This is a genomic window from Mariprofundus sp. NF (assembly GCF_013387455.1).
Lineage (GTDB): Bacteria > Pseudomonadota > Zetaproteobacteria > Mariprofundales > Mariprofundaceae > Mariprofundus.
Genome location: NZ_VWNC01000003.1, coordinates 44,038 through 63,611, shown reverse-complemented (window position 1 = coordinate 63,611; position 19,574 = coordinate 44,038). Strand labels below are relative to the sequence as shown.

The window sequence follows — 19,574 nt, the reverse complement described above, 5'->3', positions numbered from 1 at the left end:
TTCTGTTGATGAAAATTTTTCTCTTAAGGTCGATTCTTTGTGTGCTGCTTCTGGCCGGTTGCCAGCAGGCTGAGAGTGATCGTGACCTGCTGCGCGTGGGGCTGGCACAGCTACCGATCACGGTTGATCCCCGCTTTGCCACCGATGCTGCATCGGTGCGTGTGCAGGATTTTCTGCATCGTGGCCTGTTGAGGCTGGATGCATCATTCAATGCCGAAGCTGATCTGGCCGAGCGCTGGAGCCACCCTGAGCCACTGCTGTGGCATTTCAGAATTAAGCAGGGCATCACCTTTAGTGATGGTAGCCCGGTGACAGCAAACGATGTCGCAGCCACACTCAATGCGGTCATTGATGCCAAACTTGTCAGTCCGCTTAAAGCGAGTTTTTCTGCTATTGAACGTGTTGAAGTTGATAGTGAACATCAAATCACCATTCACCTCTCCAAACCCGACGCCTCACTGCTGACCCGTCTGAATCTAGGCATTCTCCCTGCATCGATCGCCTCTGCGCCCCATGATGCACACAAAACCATCGGTTGTGGCCCCTATAAGCTCACCGAGTGGGGTGAGAGTGGCATCACCCTTGAGCGCAGGGAAAACGTCGGCAGCGTTGCTAAAATCCGCTTTAACGGTGTGAAAGATCCGGTCACAAGGGTGCTGAAACTGACCCGTGGTGAACTCGACTTTGTGCAGAATGATCTGCCGCCGCATCTGCTGCCCTATATTCGTGAGCAGAAGCAGCTCAACATTCAAACCGCACCATCCACCACCTTCTCCTATATCGGCCTGAATATGCAGGACAGAGTGGTAGGTGATGTTCGCGTTCGCAAAGCACTGGCACTGGCGCTGGATCGCAACAAGCTCAAAGCCGCACTCTTCTCTGATCTGCCTGTCCTTGCCGAAACAGTACTTACAGCCAGCCACTGGGCCTCCAATCCGCTGCCAGTTACCCCGTTTGATCTCACTGAAGCCGAATCCCTGCTTGATCAGGCCGGTTTCCCTAGGGATAAAGATGGCATCCGTTTTGTGCTCAACTATAGAACCAGTACCGATCCGATCCGCCTGCGTCTGGCCACAGCCATTGCCGCGATGTGGCAGCAGGTTGGTATTAAAGTTTCGATTGAATCACTGGAGTGGGGCGGTTTCTATGCCCGCATCAAACGCGGTGATTTTCAGGTCTTCTCTCTCGCCTGGGTGGGCATCACCGATCCCGATATCTACCGCTGGATTCTGCACACTGAGATGTGGCCACCCAAAGGTGCCAACCGTGGCCGCTACAGCAATCCGCAAGTGGATAGCTGGCTAGATGCTGCCGCAGCCGGAGAGAGCCAGCCTGAACGCAAGCTGATCTATGCGAAGATTCAACAGAAGATGCAGCAGGATAAGGTCTATATCCCACTCTGGTATGATCCGGTCATTGCCGTCTCCGGCCCGCGCATCAGCGGCTTCAAACCGATGCCGGATGGCAACCTACGCGGCTTGATGGATGTTCAGATTAAGAATTAAGAGTCTTCAGTTTCGATCTTGATGGTATAAAAGTAGACCTGACCCCGTAGGGTCCTCTTTGCAACTTATCTATTTTGTCATCAGTTGAAGCATGGCAGAGTAGTCAAGGTCATTGTTATCGCATGTTTAGGCGAACAAAAGCTGAGATGGTGGAGGTCTTTTCACTATGAATATATATGAAGCAGAGGTCTTCTTATCTCAGTTGCCATTGCCTGCAGCGCATTTTAACCCATCTGGAGAAGTTGTTTACTTAAACAGTGCGTTTACAAAGCTTTTCGGATATACGAAAGCAGATATACCCACTGTTGAAGCTCATTGGCCGGTCTTTTTTCCCGATGACGCGTATCGTGAAAAGGTTCAAAAGGATTGGGGCACAATGCTGGAGAAATCTGCAAAATCAGGTGTGCCAATCCAGCCCATGCTTTTAGACATCGTTGCGAAAAATGGCGAAGTGAAGAAGCTTGAAGTGCACAGCCTTCAGATAGGAACCCTAGCCATTACCATGTGGATTGATTTTACCGCAAAGGTAAAGGCGGAAGAGGAGCTTCGCATCGCCGCTACCGCCTTTGACTCTGAAGCAGGGATGCTCATAACAGATTCTGATGGAGTTATTGTTCGTGTGAATAAAGCTTTTACACGCTTGACCGGCTACAGCTCAGAAGATGCTTTGGGTCAGACACCGGCAATGCTTAAATCAGGAAGACAGGACAAAGCGTTTTATCAGCGCATGTGGAGTATCCTGCTAAAGAAGGGCTTCTGGCAGGGGGAAATGTGGAATAAACGCAAGAATGGCAGTATCTATGTCGAGCTACTAACGATTACTGCTGTTGTAGCGCCTGATGGAAGGGTAAGAAATTATGTAGGCACCTTTTCTGATATTAGCCGGAGCAAGGAAACAGAAGCCAAGATTCACCGCCTAGCCTACTACGATTCGCTTACCCGGCTCCCTAATCGCCGCTTGCTTCTAGAACGTGTGGGACAGGCATTAACTTCTACCAAACGTAGCGGTTCTTATGGCGCATTGCTGTTTATAGATCTCGATAAATTCAAAACATTGAACGATACGCGCGGTCATGATGTTGGGGATATGCTTTTACAACAAGTTGCAAAACGCCTTGTTTCTTGCATTCGCGAGAGCGATACCGTGGCACGACTGGGTGGCGACGAGTTTGTTGTGATGCTCAAAGGTTTGAATGCAAATAAAATTGAAGCCGTTGCTCAAACTGAAGTTACTGGTGAAAAGATTCTCGCCACACTTAATCAATCCTACCTGCTTGCAGGGCATCAGCATCACAGTACCCCCAGTATTGGCGTTACCATGTTTAGCGGCAAACTTCTCTCTTCAGAAGAATTGTTGAAACAGGCAGATATTGCCATGTATCAATCCAAAGAAGATGGACGCAATACGCTACGATTCTTCGATCCAGAGATGCAGGAAATCGTGACCCAGAGAGCCGTACTTGAGACAGATCTGCGGGAGGCATTAGCGCAGAGACAGTTTGTCGTTTACTACCAGCCTCAAATCGTTGGAGATGGTCGCTACACCGGTGCTGAAGCTTTAGTGCGGTGGCAACATCCACAACGCGGGTTGGTGTCGCCCCTAGATTTCATTCCCCTATGCGAAGAAACAGGCTTGGTATTACCGCTGGGGCATTGGGTATTGGAAACCGCCTGTATGCAACTAGCGAAGTGGGCTGAAAAGCCGGACATGGCTCACCTTTCTATCGCGGTAAACGTCAGTGCAAATCAATTCCATCAAGAAAACTTTGTTGATCAGGTGCTAGCAGCACTTCGTAATGCCGGGGCAAATCCGTACAAGCTGAAATTGGAATTAACCGAGAGCATGTTGGTTTCTGATGTGGAAAACATTATTACCAAAATGTCCATACTTAAAGATCATGGTGTGAGGTTTTCATTAGATGATTTTGGAACAGGTTATTCATCGCTCTCTTACTTGAAACGGCTGCCGCTAGACCAATTTAAAATTGATAAAAGTTTTGTCAGAAACATTCTTACCGACTCAAATGATGCTGCTATTGCAAAAACCATCATTTCTTTGTCGGACAGTTTAAGTTTGAGAGTCATTGCTGAGGGGGTCGAGATCGATGCTCAGAAAGATTTTTTAGCACGTCACGGCTGCCATGCCTTTCAAGGATATTTGTTTAGCAAGCCAGTGCCTATTGAAAAGTTTGAGCAGTTACTAAAATCCAGCCACACTTAAAGCATCCGAGGGGGTAGGTCTTGAATGGTTCATTTTCCCTCTCGTATTGGATTACTGTGTTTGTTTGAGCGTAGTCCATCCCCGAATAATGCGCAAACTTGAAGGACAAACCGCTTGCGGCTGTTAAGATACTGGCATGTTCAGTTTTCATCATGTCTCTCTAAGTGTCCAAAATCTGGAAAGCTCAATTGAATTTTACGCTACCTTTGGTTTTGAGCCGGTTTACGACTGGCAGGCCGAAGATAAGAAGGTTGCAATCGTCCATCTGACTCAGGGCATCCATGCCCATCGCCCTACGGGAGACTTGCAGTCGTCCAAACGGCAATCCGGCCCTTTTGTTAAGCAGGAAGAGGTGTTACTGGAGCTGTTCTGTTTTGAGGATGCAACAGAGGCACCGGAATCATCAAAAGAGCTGGCGACTGATCTGCCGCGTATCGGCATCAAACATTTCGGTATCAGGGTAACCGATATCCATGGGGCTCTGACGCATCTCAGGCAGCTAGGCTTGGCTGATGATGTTGAGGTTGTTGAGGGCAAAACAGGTATCCAATACTTTTTCATCAAAGACCCGAGCGGCATTCTGGTTGAGATCGTTCAGGACGACAGGGGTCTCTGATGGCTTATGCTGATCACATTAAAGCTCTGAACAGCTGGAATCCCGATAACTTTCTGCCGTTTGTGGTTGATGGCATAGAAGTGGGGCGGATTCGCCATGATTTTGCTGATCAGCTTGCCGGGTTTCATGACTGTTTTGTGGTCAACGATAAGCAGGTGCTGCTTCATTCGCAGCTTACCGGTTTTGAACAGCGATCAGATGCTGTTGCCACGGTACTTTCGAGTTTGGCCGAGTCCGGTGCTGTTACGCATCTGATGGGTGAGATGTTTCCGGTGCTCGAAGCATTTGGCAAACCGGCGCTGCTGCAGATTGACCGGGCTTCTGTTTCACAGTTCGGCATTCGTGCTTTTGGTCAGCATCTTAACGGGTATGTGCAGACTTCTGACGGATTGGCAATGTGGATCGCACGCAGGGCATCGGATCGCAGAGCCTTTCCCGGCAAGCTTGATCAGCTGGTTGCTGGCGGTCTTCCATATGCTATTTCGCTGGCTGAGAATCTCGCCAAGGAGTGCAGGGAGGAGGCGGATATTCCGCCGGAGCTGGCTGCTGCTGCCGAATATGTGGGGCAGATCAGCTACTGCTGTGAGGTGGCTAAGGGGGTAAGGCATGACACAATCTTCTGTTACGACCTGCTTCTACCCGAAAGCTTTAGCCCGCGCTGTACCGACGGTGAGGTCGAAAGCTTTGCGTTGATGCCGATTGAAAAGGTGGCCGAAATTGTGCGCGATACAGAAGATTTTAAACCCAACTGCAACCTGGTGGTTATCGATTTCCTGCAGCGTCACGGTTTTATAGAGGCCGATCTTAACCCGCACAATGCAACAGCAGGACAAATCCAGGTCGAGTGCTAGGTTTGGGCCATGGAACGAACTGCTGAAGAGATAATCGCTGAAGTTGTCGGCGGACTGAAACATCTGAAAGGGGTGCGGGTGATCGCTGCGATGAGTGGCGGTGTGGATTCATCCGTGATGGCCGCTCTGCTGAAAGAGGCCGAGCTGGATGTGATCGGGGTATTTCTTAATGTCTGGGACTACTCGCGTGAGGATGTGAATGCGCATGGCTCCTGCTGCTCCCTTGAAGACTCCTATGATGCGCGCCGTGTAGCTGATTCTGTTGGTATCCCGTTTTATGCGATGGATATGCGCGAAGAGTTCCGTCGCGATGTGATCGATCCGTTTGTGGCCGATTATGAGACTGGGCGCACCCCCAATCCGTGTGAACGCTGTAACCGCTTTGTGAAGTTCGGGGCACTCTTAAAAGCTGCTGATCAGCTGGAAGCGAAATATGTGGCCACAGGTCACTATGTGCAGCGCAGCGATGATGAATCCGGCATTCATCTGCTCAAGGGTAATGATGCCAAAAAGGATCAGAGTTATTTTCTGGCCACAACCAATCGTGAGCAGGCATCACGTATCCTCTTTCCTGTCGGTGGCCTTGAGAAGGATGATACACGCAAACTTGCTCGTTTTTACAAGCTGCCAACGGCTGAGAAACATGAGAGTCAGGATATCTGCTTTATCCCGGCCGGCGATCGCATCGCCTTTCTCAAGCGCGAAGGTGCATCAGCTGGATTTATTGAAGGTGATATTGTTGATACGCAGGGTAACAGGCTGGGGCGTCATCAGGGCATTGCCCATTACACACTGGGTCAGCGCAAAGGTTTAGGATTGCCCGATGGTCCGTGGCATGTTGTCGGGCTCGATGGTGTGAAAGCCATTGTAGTTGTGGCGCATCCTGAGGATGCGGTGATTCGCGAGGTAGAGGTGGCTGATATCAGCTGGATTCGCAAGCCGCATACCTGTGAAGCTGTGACTGCCAAGGTGCGTTATCAGATGCAGCCAGCGGCATGTGTAGTAAGTGAAACAGGAGATGCGCTGCATATTCAATTTCATGAGCCACAAAAACCAACAGCCCCCGGTCAGGTGGCTGCGTTCTATGCTGGAGATGAACTATTAGGTGGGGGCATCGTCAGCAGAATTTTATAGGGAGGGGGGGGGAGAGAAAACCCTGCTAACGAATACCCCGTTAAGAACTAGATCGGACTAGATCAGGCGACGATGTCGATCTTGGTCGTCTCCTGTTTGCCGGTCGCGGCATTGACTGGCCTCTGCTGCTCGGCCACTTCACTGTCTGCCACTTTTTCGGTTACTTCATTATCCGTGGCAATGTGAGCAGGCGTCGGAGTGCTCTGAATCTCAGCTGCAAGCGACACACTATTGGCTGAGGCAGATGCCTCCTGTGTGGCCACCGCTGGTGGGGTGGCAGGGGCTGTTGCAGTGTAGTTGGATTCGGAGCCAGCCATTTTCCGTGCTTCAGCAGAGAGTTGTACCGTATCGGTAGCTTTACGTGCATCCTGCAGACTCTGGGACTGGTTTTGTTGTGATTGATTGACGGTGTTCTGGTCAATGGCAACGGCAGGTGTGGAAACGGGTAAAATGATCATGGTTCTCTCCTTCTCACGTCTAATAACATGTGCTGACATCATGTCAGTAAAGCGGGATATCATATCCCTGTGTTAAATTGTGAACGGAGGAGTCCATGTACCACCGTGGGCCTTTTGGGCCTTCAGAAATACATATCGGTAGCCGATAGACCGACTTTAGAAAATATTTTACATTATTGTCGGCCGGTTCAGCCGGCCAGGGTTTATCCTGGACCATAATACTTTGCACCTTAGCTGACTGAATCTCCGGCTAAGGTGCAAAGGTAGTGTGGGTAGCTGTAGACAGAATCTACTTGGCAGGCTGTAGGGCATTGCAGAATATTGAAGCCAGCTCTGTTTTATTTATATCATCGTAACGTTTGAGTGTATGGGCAGCGAGATCGTAGGCCTGATACATCATAGTCATGGCAGCTAGCTTGATTAATTTGTCAGATGGCAATGTTTGAATACGTTGTAATGTCGGGAAATAAATAGCATCAGACCATAAGTATTGTTGGTGGCCAGGTAGTTGTTCTCCTCTCATTGGACGGGAGCCCACTCCAAGCAGGTGGTGCAGTTGGAATCCATGACTTTTCAGATAACTATCCACATCTGCAAACATCGGCTGATCTTCATACAGCTCAGACCATTCGACCTCTGTACAGATTCCTATAACACCTTTCAGAGCCTGTTCACTGCCTTTGAATACATCCAGTTCTGCGCCTTGAACATCAATTTTCATGAAATCGAGATCGGTAATTTTCTCAACTTTCATAAACTCATCCAGAGCTATAACTTCAATTGCTACCTCTTCTTTCAGATAGGATACTTCCAGTCCTTGATAGAGACGAAGCAATGCCTCATTGGGCTTGTAAAGACTGGAGCACATCCCCTCGTTAGTGACATAGAGCGTTTGAGGTCCTTTCTTAGCTCCTAGCGCATAAGGATAGGCAATGATTTTTGCGGCGCGACCTGTTGTTAAAGTATTGATTTTTTCACATGCCTCAACATCCGGTTCAAATGCGATGATTCTGGCTTGTTGTAGGTTGTGGAAGAGCTCAGGTGCTTCAGTGCTTTCTTCGTCAATAATGCGAGCGCCGACCTCGGCAATGACAATCTCTTTTGTGCTGGTTGTTTGCATTAGCCATGATGCTGATTGTATCCTGATATCCGAAGTGGCTGTAGCCGCTTGTGGTGGCGTATCAGTAGTGACCTCCGGAGAAGTACTTGCAGCAGTTTGTGGTGATGTATTCGTAGAGACATCAGGAGAAGTGTTTGTCGCGGCTTGGGTTGATGCATCACTGGTGGTATCCGATGGCGGCGAAGCCTCTTTTTCAGCGATAAGATTCAGGCTGATGTGTCGGTCTGCAAACTTCATCTTGCTTGTATCATCGAAAATGCCAAAGTCATTGATCATGCGTACATTCTTAAATCCGGCCTGTAACAGGTAACTGGCCAGAGTCTCAGAATTATACCCCACCTTATGGAAATCATAGGCATCGATCTGGCCACCAAACATCATGCGCATGACCATAAAACGATCCTCTGGTGAGAGATTCTCTTTATCGAGGAATAGCTCACACAGTACTTCCAAATTGGGAACGCTGGCGTAGATCGTACCTTCGGGTTTAAGTACGCGATGCCATTCAGTTAATACCTGAGTTAGCTCCCCCTGATAACTGAAGTGTTCCAGAACATGTGAGGAGTAGAGCGCATCAAAGGTATTGTCATCAAATCTCGAAAGGTCATTGGCATTGCCGACATGATCAACCAGTGCAGAAGGGTTGGCGTCAAAGATCTCCCATTCAGGATGTGCCTGTTGACCACCAATGTGTAGCTTGCGAATTTTTCTGGCTTCTTGAGTCTCAGAGATTTCACTTATATCTGTTGGTTTGATATATCCTTCCTGGAAGGCAGCAGGAAGAGGTAGTCCTGTTTTCTGGCACCATGCCTCAGAGATGAGTGTCTCAAGTTGCCGTGTAAATGCTTCCGAGTTTTGCATGATGGAGTGCTTGAACAGCATTGAGAGGCAAGATCGAACGACAGACAGGCCCGCAGGGTTTTGGCTGAGCTGGACCGCTTTTTCTATGTACTCCTCTCTGCTATATGTGATGGTTTCTTCATATCCGATGTTTTTAAGAATGGAGTAGGATACACGCTGGGCATGGCTTTTACCCACCAGAGTTAAGACAGGCACACCGATAGAGAGCGCATCGCAGGTTGTGGTTGTGCCATTATAAGGGAATGTATCCAGGGCAATATCTATATCATGATACATCTTGAAGTTGTCTTCATAGCGTTCGGTGAATCCTTGTAGATGCAGTCGTTCAGCCGTTATGCCATGACCCTCAAATTCGCGAAGAATATTATTTTTTATGATCTCATCGCTCAGCTCTTTGGCCTTGAGAGTCAACCTTGAGTCTTCAACGCGATGCAGGATCTCACACCAGGTTGCGATCACTTCGGGATTGAGTTTTCTGACATGATTAAAGGAGCCAAATGTGATGTAGCCTTTTGATTCTGCCGGGGTTTGTTTAGAGGCGAACTTGGTGGTGTCAAAACCGTAACAGATAAAGCTTTGAGGCATGCGAAGCAGTTTCTCGACATAATATTGATCGCTATCTTCATCAGCAAAATTATCTGTGATGCGGTAATCAATGGTACAGAGTCCAGTTGTGTTGGGATAACCGAGATAGGTGATTTGTACGGGAGCAGGTTGATGTGCAAGCGCTGCAATACGTGTGTTTGTCGTTAATCCCCCTAGATCTATGGCAACATGAATGCCATCAGCATGAATCTGACCTGCCAGTTGGGCATCGGAAAGGCTGGTTATATCCTTAAAATGATCAACATTGGCTCTGATATGTTCTGTAATATCATCACTTCTGACCAGGTGGGCATAACAGTAAACTTCAAACTGATCGCGAAGATGCGAGCTGATGATGTGATTGATGAAGCAACCAACGGGGTGTTGATTAAGATCTGCAGAGATATAGGCGATTTTCAGCCGCCCCCCAATCTTATTTTTTGCGGGATAGGATTGTGGAATATCGTGTTTTCTTGCATTAAACAGGGCGGTGCCAAACTCACGGTGCAGGTCACGAACTGACGCCTGATCGATATCTGGAAGGGCACAGGTCTCAATCAGAAGCGCAGGAAGCATATTGGCATCAATTTTACCATCTTTACCCAAGGCGATGATCTCTGCCTGATATTCACGTGCTTTATGCCAGTCACAAACACCGAGATAGGAGCGGAAGACCATCAGTAGTTCGCTGGTTGAAAGGATGTTTTTACTGATTTCAGTAGTGAGCTCCAACATCTCTCTGTATTTTCTACAGTCACGATAGGAGGACCAGAGCATCTGGCGGATGTCACTGTTGTTTGCATCTATCTGATAAGCCTTCTCCAGGTGCTCGATAGACTCAATGTGCCTACCCTGAAAATAGCGGCATTTACCAGCTTCCAGCAAAAGATTGAGATCGGTTATCTCTTCACCAAGCTGGCCGAGAAGCTCATCAGCTTTCTGAATATGCCCATTTAGAATTAGCTCGTGGAGCTGCTCTGCTGTTTTTTTCTGTGTCTGCTGATTAACTTGCATCGTTACCCCTGAATTGAGTGCATTGTCATCGATAAATATCAGATGTTCTAACTTGCTGGAGGATTACAAGCTATCCCATGCCATTCCTTTTGTGTTCTATCATAAGCAAGTATGAGACCATTTATGTGCCGGTGTCCATGATGCTGGAGCTAACCTCTTTGTGCTGCAGTGGCATGTAACCTGCTTACATTGAAATTATACTAGATAGAGCATGCTATGCATGGCGTTTCGAGGTCTGATGGATATATCACTCGGCAGATTGATTGAACTATACAATAGCGGCAAACATGAAGATCTGGAGTCTGCTTGTCAGCAGTTGCTTGAAAGTGAAGCGGACGATGCACATGTCTGGCATCTTGTAGCAGCCAATGCCATGCAGATGGGCAATCTGGAAGATGCTCTTCTACGTGTGAATAAGGCTCTGAACCTGATGCCTGAAGAGATGAGTTTTATAAATACTCAGGGCAGCGTCTATCGCCAACTTGGTCGAATTAGTGAAGCGCGTGATAGTTATAAGCAAGCTCTAAAGCTTGATCCGGAGCATTTTGATACACTGTATAACCTGGCCAATCTCTATAGGGATAGTGGTGAGCATGGCTCTGCAGTTGATCTCTATCGCAAGCTGCTTGTAAGGGATAAATATTTCCATTCGGCACGCATGAATCTTGCCGATCTCTGTCGAAAGATGGGGGATTTCCAGGCCGCTGAAGCTGAGCTTCGAATATTGTTCGAGTTGGATGGTGGTACCTTGCAGGCTTTGTTTGGCTTGGGGCAGGTGCTGCTTGAGCAGGGTAAACATGAAGGGGCTGAATCCTGTTTTAGAGAGGTTGTAAATGCTGCACCTGAAGATCCCGGTGCGCTCTTTTATCTTGGTAATGTTTTATGGTCGCAAGGCAAGATCTCCGAGGCAGAGACTAGCCACCGCCAGAGTGTGAAGCTGATGCCTGAGTTTCATCAGGCGTGGAACAATCTCGGCAATGACCTTCGAGATCAGGGCGAGCAGCAGCAGGCACTAAACTGCTACCGCAAAGCGATTGAACTCAATCCATCCTATATGCAGGCCCACTCCAACCTTCTCTTTGAACTTAACTGCACGATAACCGATGGTACTGTTTTGCTGGAAGAGCACCTGCGCTGGGATGAGATGCATGGTAAGCCGCTATTGCAGCAGCTTGAGTTCAGCAATGAGCGATCAGCGCAGCGGCGGCTACGCATCGGTTATGTGTCCTCCGATTTCTGCAACCACTCCGTCGCCTATTTTATTGAAGGAGTGTTGAAACATCATGATGGGCAGCAGTTTGAGATCAGCTGTTACTCCAATCTGTTAAAGCCTGATGCGCGTACAGCGGTGCTTCGCAGCTTTGCCGACAACTGGCGTGAGATTGGCCATCTCTCAGATGAGGCGGCAGCCCAACTGATCCGCAGTGATCAGATTGATATCCTGATTGATCTCTCAGGGCATACCAGCCATCACCGTCTGCAACTCTTTGCCAGAAAGCCTGCACCTCTGCAGGTGACCTATCTGGGTTACCCTGCCACCACAGGCATGCAGGTGATGGACTATCGTATAACAGATCAGATAGCAGATCCTGAATACAGTAATGCGTTCCATAGCGAGCGGTTAATCCGTCTGCCCCGTTGCTTTATCGCTTTTACACCTTATGAGTCTTCTCCCGATGTCTCTGCTCTGCCAGTGGATGAGGCCGGTTTTATCCGTTTTGTCTCATTTAACCATATGGCCAAGATCGGCCCTGAAGTTATCAAGCTGTGGTCACGCTTGTTGCATGCTGTGCCGGAATCACGATTGATGGTGAAACACTTCTCATTCAAGGATGAGGGGGTGCGCGACCATCTCCTTAAACTCTTCGCGGATCAGGGCATTGCTTCTGAGCGTATCGAGATTTTCACATGGGCCAGTAGCTGTGAAGAGCATCTGTCTTACTACAGACTGGCAGACATTGCTCTGGACAGCTTTCCCTACAATGGCACCACAACAACCTGTGAGGCGCTCTGGATGGGGGTGCCTGTGGTGACACGGGCTGGTAAGTTGCATGCTGGCTGCGTCGGATCTACGCTAGTAAGTAGGGTAGGACTTGAGAGTCTTATTGCGGACGATGAAGATGCATATATAAATATAGTCGCTGATCTGGCTGCAGACAGGGCAAGGCTACGAGAGGTTCGTGCTACGCTAAGAGGTAAGATGATGGATTCAGAGCTGTGTGATGCAGAAAGCCTGACCGTTGCACTGGAAGGGCAGTTCCGAGCAATGTGGCAGCAGTGGCTTGAATCCGGGGATGGGTGATATGAAAAAAAAAGTAGAAAAAAATTAAAGTGCGGATTTTTCTCTCCGATACACTTTATCACAAGGGCTGAGGAACAGAACTTGTAGGGGAAGATCCCCACCGTGACAGGGCAGGAAGTCGTTCACGTTAACTACATACTAAGGAGAGAATAAAATGGCACTATCCGTCCAAACCAATAATGCGGCTGTAACGGCCCTTAAACACCTCAACACCAATAGCATGAACATGAACAAATCTCTGGAGCGTCTGTCTTCCGGTTTCCGTATTAACTCGGCTGCCGATGATGCTGCAGGTTTTGCTATTTCATCCAAACTGGATTCTCAGAACGTTCGTCTGAAAGCAGCGGCATTGAATGCCACCCAGGCCCAGGCCATGGTGAAAACTGCTGACGCGGGTGTAAACGAGATTCAGAACATGGTAGTTCGTCTGCAGTCTCTGGCTACACAGGCGATGTCTGCCAATAACGGTGGCGAACTTGCATCACTCGACGCAGAACGCGGTAAACTCGAGTCTGCAATCAACAAGATCGCTGCCAACACTGAGTATAACGGTACTAAACTGTTGAATGGCTCTGCAGGTACAGCAATCACTGGTGTCTCAACTGTTGATGATACCACCACCAACGGTATTTCCAGTATTGCTGTAAATGGTGCCGCTTCAAACACCGCATTTACTATTACGTATCTGGATCAGACCGGTGTTACCAATACCTTCCAGGCTGGTGATGCAATTCAAATCTTTGATGGAACCACCACTTCAGCTGTAACTATTGCAACACTGCCTGCAGATCAGGCAACGCAAACTGTTTCAGTCGGTGGTTTTGATATTACCATCAACTCATCTATTGTTGGTAAAACAACAGGGGCAGGCACTGGCTCCGTTGCTTCTACCGGTACTCTGGTGACTGATACAGGTGCATCTTCTGTATTCCAGGTGGGTGCAGCAACTGGTGTGGATAACCAGGTATCTGTGGCATTCAGTAACAGCTATACCACTGCTGGTCTGGGTATCTCTGGTACCAATGCTCTTACCTCAGTGGGTGGTGCAACTGCCTATGCCGGTGAATTGGCCAATGCTTTGAGTAGTCTGGTAACCAAACGTGCTGATCTGGGTGCGACTCAGAACCAGCTCTCATTCGTAGCTGCTAACCTGGCAACTAGTATTGAGCAGGCAACTGCATCAGTATCATCTATCAGGGACGCGGATATGGCTGCTGAGATGGCGAACTTCACCAAGAACCAGATCCTGACTCAGGCTGGTACTTCAATGCTGGCGCAGGCTAATCAGGCTGCACAGAATGTACTCTCACTGTTCAGGTAAGAGACTGGCTAAAACCTCCCCCTACGGGGGGAGGCAAGCCCATAAAAAGGCAAGGAGGTTAAAGACATGGCTGCTATAGAACAGATGCAATCAAGCCTAGTGCTTTCTTCGCCGAATATGGGACAAGCTGGAGTTCGGCCGGCCGTCCAACCGACAAAAGCCCCCGTCTCGAGCGAACAGAATGTACAAGCTGCCGAGAAAAAGGTGACTGAGCAGGAAGTTCAGAAGGCAGTTAGTCAGGTAAACCAGGAAATGGCAGGTAGTAATGAAGACATTTCATTTGGTTACGAACAGAGACTTGGAATGTTGTATGTTCAGGTAACGGATAAGAATAGCGGCAAAGTTGTTCGCGAAATCCCATCCAAAGAGTTTATTCAGCATAAAGTTGCCATGCGAGAAATGGTAGGTTTGCTGCTGGATAAAATGGCCTAAACAGACATGGCTAATACAATTTCAAGTCAAGTTACTGGCATCGCTGGTTTTGACACGGCAGCAGCAGTAGAAGGGCTGCTGTCGTTTCAAAAACTGGAGATCTCACTTGCACAGAGTAAGCAGGAAAATGAGCTGGCCAAACAGGAAGCTCTTACCAATATTCGCGATTCACTTTCCAATTTCCGTAATACGGCCACAAGCATGGCCAATAAAAATGAATTTTTCGGGTACACCGCCAGTCTGAGTAGTGACTCGGCAACAGTTACAGCCAGCACCTTGTTGGATGTTAGCGGTACCAATTCAGTTTCAGCCGGCCAGCACACGATCATCGTTGAGCAGTTGGCACAGGCAGAGCGGCTCTCATCATCAGCCGCAGTAAAAGACAATACAGGCACAGCAGCGACAAGTGATTCCACAGCACTGAATCTTAGCGGCACTTTTGATATTGAAGGCGCTACCGTCACTGTTGCAGTGGGAGACTCACTGCAGGATATCGCAGCAAATATTAATCAGGCCAACAGTGGTGCAGCAGCAACAGGCGTTACTGCATCTGTTGTTAAAGTATCAGACAGTGATTTCCGTCTGACACTGGTTGCCGATGCAACCGGGGCCACGGGTTATACGTTAAGTGGAGTAGATCTTGATGCCGCAGGTACGTTGGCCAACCTCCAACTTGGTGCTGTGGGTCAGGCCAATCAGCGTCAAACCGTACAGACCGCACAGGATGCTCAGATCTCCGTTGATGGGTTAACATTGACGCGCAGTAGCAATACGATTTCAGATGTTCTTTCCGGAGTGACCTTTACCCTTAAACAGTCGGATCCGACCGTATCGATCAATATGACCATTGGTGTGGATGAGACCTCGTTGAGAGATAGTGTTCAGTCATTTGTGGATGGTTATAACAGCGTACAGACGCTGATCAATGAACAGTTCCAGTTCGATGAAGCAACCGGACAGAGTGGTGTGTTATCAGGTGAAGCGCTGCTGAGAAACCTGCAGAATTCACTCTCTGCCACACTGTTGCAGACCGTTCCGGGTCTGGCATCGGATCGCAATAGTCTGGTCAGCATTGGCGTAGAGCCTGATCAGTACGGGCAGCTATCGATCAATGACAACCTGTTTGCCCCCATTGTCGCCAGCGATCCGAACACCATTCGCGATCTGTTTGTGGCCAATGGCAGCAGCACCAATATCAACATGCAGTTTCTGATTCATGGTGATAACAGCACCTCCGGCACCTATTCGGTGAATGTTACCCAGGCAGCAACGCAGGCATCTGTTACCGGTTCGGCCGATCTTTCCGTGGCGCTTGCTTCTGATCAGACGGTGACGCTGACTGAAACCAACAGTGCCCGTCAGGCAGTAGTGAATCTGACTGCAGGCCAGACGCAGTCAGCGATTATCACTGCACTGAACAGTGAGTTTCAGCGTGTGGCAACAGAGCAGCACAAACTGAGTACTGCACTGACAGTGGGTGGTTCACCGGCCACTGCCTCGAATCTATTTAATGATCTGGCTCTGGGTGTGGCTGTAGGGGATACGGTGTCGATTACCGGTACGACCCGTACTGGTCTGGCTGTGAATTCATCCTATACCGTGCTGGATCCGATTTCAGATACCATATCAGGTTTGCTTTCAGCGATTCAGAGTGCTTACAATCAGCAGGTGGTTGCATCGCTTGATGTGAATGGAAACATCCAGATTACAGATATTCAGTCGGGTGACAGTCAGTTATCTATCGCCTTGACCGCAAATAACGAGGGTGGTGGCACACTCGCTTTCGGCACAGATTCTGTGGTGACTGAAGGTCGTTATGCGATGAATATGGAAGCTGTTGTATCGGGCAATGGTGTGAAAATTCAATCTGCAGCATATGGCTCATCAAGTGGTTTCTCCATTGCTCAGAGTGTCGATGGCCTGGGTATTGCCGATCAGGCAGCAGTCGGTCTTGATGTAGAAGGTACGATTAATGGCCTCTCTGCAACAGGTAAAGGACAGCTGCTGCAAGGCTCAGATGGTATTGTCGATGGCATGGGTGTCTACTATACCGGAGCAACGACAGGTGTTATCGACCTGACCGTTGGTATCGGTATTGGTGCCAGATTTGATGGCCAGCTCTCCCTGTTTACCAATCCGATTACCGGTCTTTTCCAGAACAGGGAACAGGCGAGTATGGATATCTATACAACGCTGTCTGATCGTATAGCCAATATGGAAGAGTTAATGGCCAGTCAGCGTGAGGCGCTTACCAGACAGTTCACACAGATGCAGCAGGTACTTTCCGGCCTGCAGGCTTCAGGAGATTTTATTACTGCAATCATTGATGCACAAAATGCTGGAAATTAACAAAAAAAGTGACTTTTAGACTTTAGTTTGGTTTAGAAAATCCGATAGATATATACAGCAAACAGTTGACGATGAACGTCAATTTAAACATAACAACGCACGGAGGCTTATATGACAGGTTATAAGGCATATAAAGGAAATCAGGTTGACGGGGCAGGACCTCTAGGGCTTGTACTATTAACCTATGATGCGCTCAACCGGGCTTTGGGCCGTGCTCAGCTTGCCATTGAATCAGGTGATTTCAATCAGGAAGGCGAACATACCGGGCGTGCACTTGAGGCCATTATTGAGCTCTCATCATCGCTGAATGTGGAAGAGGGTGGTGATGTTGCCATTGGCCTGGCTCGACTCTACGTCTATATGATTAACACCCTGACAGAAAATATGTGCTCAGGCTCAGCAAGGGGCGTGGATGAAGTGATGACACTTGCCCAGACTCTGCGTGATGGCTGGCAGGAGCTTGCTGATCAGCATGAAAAAAAGTCAGCTCAGTCAGTGGCTCGCCAGCCGGTGTCGGCTAATTCATTCCAGCCCGCGATGGCATATGGTCTGTGAAAACGTCTCCTGACGCCGTTCAGGATCAGATATCCAGTTGCCTGAAGGCTCTGGATGGGTTGAATCGCTGCATGCGTGGACGAAACTGGGCAAAACTTGGAGACAGAAACAGAAGCGTTAACCATGAAATGGATCGCCTTCGTTCCATTGTTGACGATCTTTCAGATCTGGATGACAACCTTGTCAGTCAATTAAAAAACCTGAATCTTCAGTTCCGGCGCACTCAGCGTCAGTTATCATCGCAAATCAGCACGGCAGAGTCCGATATCGAATCACTCGAGAAAGGCATGAGAAAGGTAGAGATGATTAAAGAGGCACTTGAAAGCTAAACGTAACTGCTCTAACTAGTGATTTCTGCCTTTACGAAAAACCCTCACAGAAACAAATTCGAGCTTGTTCAGAAGTCTCTTAATCCTATAGTGGGTAGTGCTCAATATGGTCTATTCGGAGCGAGGGGAGATCTTTAGTGACAGCGATTTCTAATGCTATTGAACTGTTTAACCAAAATCGTTTCGATGAGGTTGAGCAGATTTGCCAGAGCATTGCGCCTGAAGATGAGAGTTTCGCGCAGGGGCGCCATCTTCTAGGGCTTCTGGCATATAGGCAGGGAAAATTGGCTGAGGCTGAGCAGTACCTGTTGGTTGCAGTCTCTTTGCGGCCTGGTGAAGCTATGTTTAGCAATCATCTGGGTAGTGTGCAGTGTGCCCAGGGACGTCTGGATGAAGGTATAGCAACCTACCGTCGGGCGATCAAAATGAATCCGCGCCTTGCCGATACCCACTTTAACCTTGGTAATGCGCTTAAGCGAAAAGGAAACCTTGTACAGGCTCAGAAAGCCATTGAAAGGTCACTGGTTCTCAATCCGAATTTTGACGGGGCTAAACTTAATTTGGCCATTCTGTTTCGGGATCAAGGCCATACAGCTAAGGCGGAAGCGTTGCTGGAGCGAGCTAAACAGCAGCATCCCAATCATGTGAGCATAGCCAGTAATTATCTGTTTAATCTGAATTACCATATTACCGATGGGCAGCGCCTCCTTGATGAGCACCTGCGGTTTGCTGCAAGCTATGCCAGAAGGGCAATGCCATCTCCGAGCTCTTATGTGAACAGCCCGGATCAAAACAGGCGTTTACGCATCGGTTATGTCTCGGCTGATTTTTATCGACACTCTGTGGCCTATTTTTTTGAACCTCTGCTCAGGCAGCATCAGCGCGACAGATTTGAGGTTTTCTGTTACTCCAGCGTGCTCAAAGCCGATGATGTTACCCAGCGCCTTATTGAATCGGCTGATGTCTGGCGTGATGTAAGCCATCTGCCTGATGAGGCAGTGGCACAACAGGTTCGTCAAGATGGTATCGATATTCTCGTGGATTTAGGTGGGCACACCTCTATTCAGCGGCTGCTTGTCTTTGCCGAGAAACCGGCACCGGTTCAAATGACCTACCTCGGTTATCCGAATACTACAGGCCTCTCATCTATCGATTATAGGATTACTGATCTCTGGGCAGACCCTGCGGGTAATGAGCGCTGGCATTCGGAAGCTCTGCTGCGTTTGCCGGATGGCTTTTTGTGCTTTTCTGCGCCACATGAAGCACCCGATGTTGAGATGCCACCCAATGAAGCAAAAGGATATATCACCTTTGGATGTTTTAACGCCATGGCCAAGATTCAGCCTGAGCTTATTCAATGCTGGAGTGCACTTCTCAAGGCTGTGCCAGCCTCTCGCCTGTTACTTAAAAACAGTGCATTGACTGATAAAGAGATACAGCGCCAACTGTTGCGAGCCTTTCGAAAACATGGCGTGGGTGCCAATCGTCTGATACTGCATGGGCGTATGCCATCACCGCAGGATCATCTGGCTCTCTATCATCAAGTTGATATAGCGCTGGATAGTTTTCCCTATAACGGTACAACCACGAGTTTTGAGGCGCTGTGGATGGGCGTGCCAATGGTCACACTGTATGGTGATCTGCATGCAAGCCGGGTAGGGCTCAGTATTTTATCAAATCTGGATTTAGAGACACTGGCTGCATCGAGTTCTGAACAGTATATCGCTGTCGCCAAAGCTTTGGCTATGGATCAGGTGCGGCTGCAGCAGTTGCGTTTTAGTTTGCGGGATCTTTTGCAACAGAGATTATGTAATGGCGAGCGTTTTACCTTGCAACTGGAAGATGCCTATAAAACTGCATGGCAAACATGGTGTGATACTCAATCAGGTCAATAGACCTACTGTGAGTCACTGTTTTTCGT

General features: G+C 48.6%; 15 protein-coding genes. 13 read left to right on the top strand and 2 right to left on the bottom strand.

Annotated features, from left to right (window positions below):
• Positions 1-8 precede the first annotated feature (8 nt).
• The 5 genes from F3F96_RS05550 (at position 9) to mnmA (ending at position 6,327) form a co-directional block, all read left to right on the top strand.
• Entirely contained in the window at positions 9-1,505 is a 1,497-nt protein-coding gene (locus F3F96_RS05550) for an ABC transporter substrate-binding protein (protein ID WP_176962263.1), read from the top strand.
• Between the two features lie 166 nt (positions 1,506-1,671).
• Positions 1,672-3,726, top strand: coding sequence for a bifunctional diguanylate cyclase/phosphodiesterase (locus F3F96_RS05545; RefSeq protein ID WP_176962262.1), 2,055 nt, complete (start codon positions 1,672-1,674; stop codon positions 3,724-3,726).
• A 136-nt stretch (positions 3,727-3,862) separates the two neighbouring features.
• Positions 3,863-4,342, top strand: a complete 480-nt coding sequence (locus F3F96_RS05540; protein ID WP_176962261.1) for a VOC family protein — start codon at positions 3,863-3,865, stop codon at positions 4,340-4,342.
• Positions 4,342-5,193, top strand: a complete 852-nt coding sequence (locus F3F96_RS05535; protein WP_176962260.1) for a DUF4743 domain-containing protein — start codon at positions 4,342-4,344, stop codon at positions 5,191-5,193. Before F3F96_RS05540 ends, F3F96_RS05535 begins: the two co-directional genes overlap by 1 nt.
• A gap of 9 nt (positions 5,194-5,202) precedes the next feature.
• A complete protein-coding gene (gene mnmA / locus F3F96_RS05530; RefSeq protein ID WP_176962259.1) occupies positions 5,203-6,327 on the top strand; it encodes a tRNA 2-thiouridine(34) synthase MnmA in 1,125 nt (374 codons plus the stop codon).
• 62 nt (positions 6,328-6,389) lie between these two features.
• Here the strand turns inward: mnmA and F3F96_RS05525 are convergent, their stop codons facing one another.
• Both F3F96_RS05525 and F3F96_RS05520 read right to left on the bottom strand, forming a co-directional pair.
• Positions 6,390-6,785, bottom strand: coding sequence for a hypothetical protein (locus F3F96_RS05525; protein WP_176959212.1), 396 nt, complete (start codon positions 6,783-6,785; stop codon positions 6,390-6,392).
• A gap of 289 nt (positions 6,786-7,074) precedes the next feature.
• The gene (locus F3F96_RS05520; RefSeq protein WP_176962258.1) at positions 7,075-10,083 is read right to left on the bottom strand and encodes an FkbM family methyltransferase; all 3,009 of its coding nucleotides are present in this window, start codon (positions 10,081-10,083) and stop codon (positions 7,075-7,077) included.
• Positions 10,084-10,176: 93 nt separating this feature from the next.
• Between F3F96_RS05520 and F3F96_RS12545 the strand changes: the two genes are divergently transcribed.
• The 8 genes from F3F96_RS12545 to F3F96_RS05485 all read left to right on the top strand — a co-directional run bounded on the left by F3F96_RS12545 (position 10,177) and on the right by F3F96_RS05485 (position 19,548).
• Positions 10,177-10,308 carry a hypothetical protein gene (locus F3F96_RS12545; protein WP_255461223.1) on the top strand — a complete coding sequence of 44 codons (132 nt, stop codon included), beginning with the start codon at positions 10,177-10,179 and terminating at the stop codon, positions 10,306-10,308.
• 277 nt (positions 10,309-10,585) lie between these two features.
• Positions 10,586-12,667 (top strand): glycosyltransferase family 41 protein, encoded by a 2,082-nt coding sequence (locus F3F96_RS05515; RefSeq protein WP_176962257.1) that lies wholly within the window; start codon positions 10,586-10,588, stop codon positions 12,665-12,667.
• A 154-nt stretch (positions 12,668-12,821) separates the two neighbouring features.
• Positions 12,822-13,988 (top strand): flagellin, encoded by a 1,167-nt coding sequence (locus F3F96_RS05510; protein ID WP_176962256.1) that lies wholly within the window; start codon positions 12,822-12,824, stop codon positions 13,986-13,988.
• Between the two features lie 66 nt (positions 13,989-14,054).
• Positions 14,055-14,420 carry a flagellar protein FlaG gene (locus F3F96_RS05505; RefSeq protein ID WP_176962255.1) on the top strand — a complete coding sequence of 122 codons (366 nt, stop codon included), beginning with the start codon at positions 14,055-14,057 and terminating at the stop codon, positions 14,418-14,420.
• Between the two features lie 6 nt (positions 14,421-14,426).
• Positions 14,427-16,769: a flagellar filament capping protein FliD gene (fliD, locus tag F3F96_RS05500; RefSeq protein ID WP_176962254.1), complete on the top strand. Its 2,343-nt coding sequence runs from the start codon at positions 14,427-14,429 to the stop codon at positions 16,767-16,769.
• 111 nt (positions 16,770-16,880) lie between these two features.
• Positions 16,881-17,324 carry a flagellar export chaperone FliS gene (fliS, locus tag F3F96_RS05495; protein WP_176962253.1) on the top strand — a complete coding sequence of 148 codons (444 nt, stop codon included), beginning with the start codon at positions 16,881-16,883 and terminating at the stop codon, positions 17,322-17,324.
• Entirely contained in the window at positions 17,321-17,653 is a 333-nt protein-coding gene (locus tag F3F96_RS05490; protein WP_176962252.1) for a hypothetical protein, read from the top strand. The genes fliS and F3F96_RS05490 overlap by 4 nt, the downstream gene beginning before the upstream one ends.
• Positions 17,654-17,790: 137 nt before the next feature.
• A complete protein-coding gene (locus tag F3F96_RS05485) occupies positions 17,791-19,548 on the top strand; it encodes a tetratricopeptide repeat protein (RefSeq protein WP_176962251.1) in 1,758 nt (585 codons plus the stop codon).
• Positions 19,549-19,574 lie beyond the last annotated feature (26 nt).

Coding starts and splice junctions, on each gene's coding strand:
- F3F96_RS05515 (WP_176962257.1), top strand. CDS start 10,586: ATGGCGTTTCGAGGTCTGATGGATATATCACTCGGCAGATTGATTGAA.
- F3F96_RS05535 (WP_176962260.1), top strand. CDS start 4,342: ATGGCTTATGCTGATCACATTAAAGCTCTGAACAGCTGGAATCCCGAT.
- F3F96_RS05550 (WP_176962263.1), top strand. CDS start 9: ATGAAAATTTTTCTCTTAAGGTCGATTCTTTGTGTGCTGCTTCTGGCC.
- F3F96_RS05525 (WP_176959212.1), bottom strand. CDS start 6,785: ATGATCATTTTACCCGTTTCCACACCTGCCGTTGCCATTGACCAGAAC.
- F3F96_RS05540 (WP_176962261.1), top strand. CDS start 3,863: ATGTTCAGTTTTCATCATGTCTCTCTAAGTGTCCAAAATCTGGAAAGC.
- fliD (WP_176962254.1), top strand. CDS start 14,427: ATGGCTAATACAATTTCAAGTCAAGTTACTGGCATCGCTGGTTTTGAC.
- F3F96_RS05505 (WP_176962255.1), top strand. CDS start 14,055: ATGGCTGCTATAGAACAGATGCAATCAAGCCTAGTGCTTTCTTCGCCG.
- F3F96_RS05510 (WP_176962256.1), top strand. CDS start 12,822: ATGGCACTATCCGTCCAAACCAATAATGCGGCTGTAACGGCCCTTAAA.
- fliS (WP_176962253.1), top strand. CDS start 16,881: ATGACAGGTTATAAGGCATATAAAGGAAATCAGGTTGACGGGGCAGGA.
- F3F96_RS05545 (WP_176962262.1), top strand. CDS start 1,672: ATGAATATATATGAAGCAGAGGTCTTCTTATCTCAGTTGCCATTGCCT.
- mnmA (WP_176962259.1), top strand. CDS start 5,203: ATGGAACGAACTGCTGAAGAGATAATCGCTGAAGTTGTCGGCGGACTG.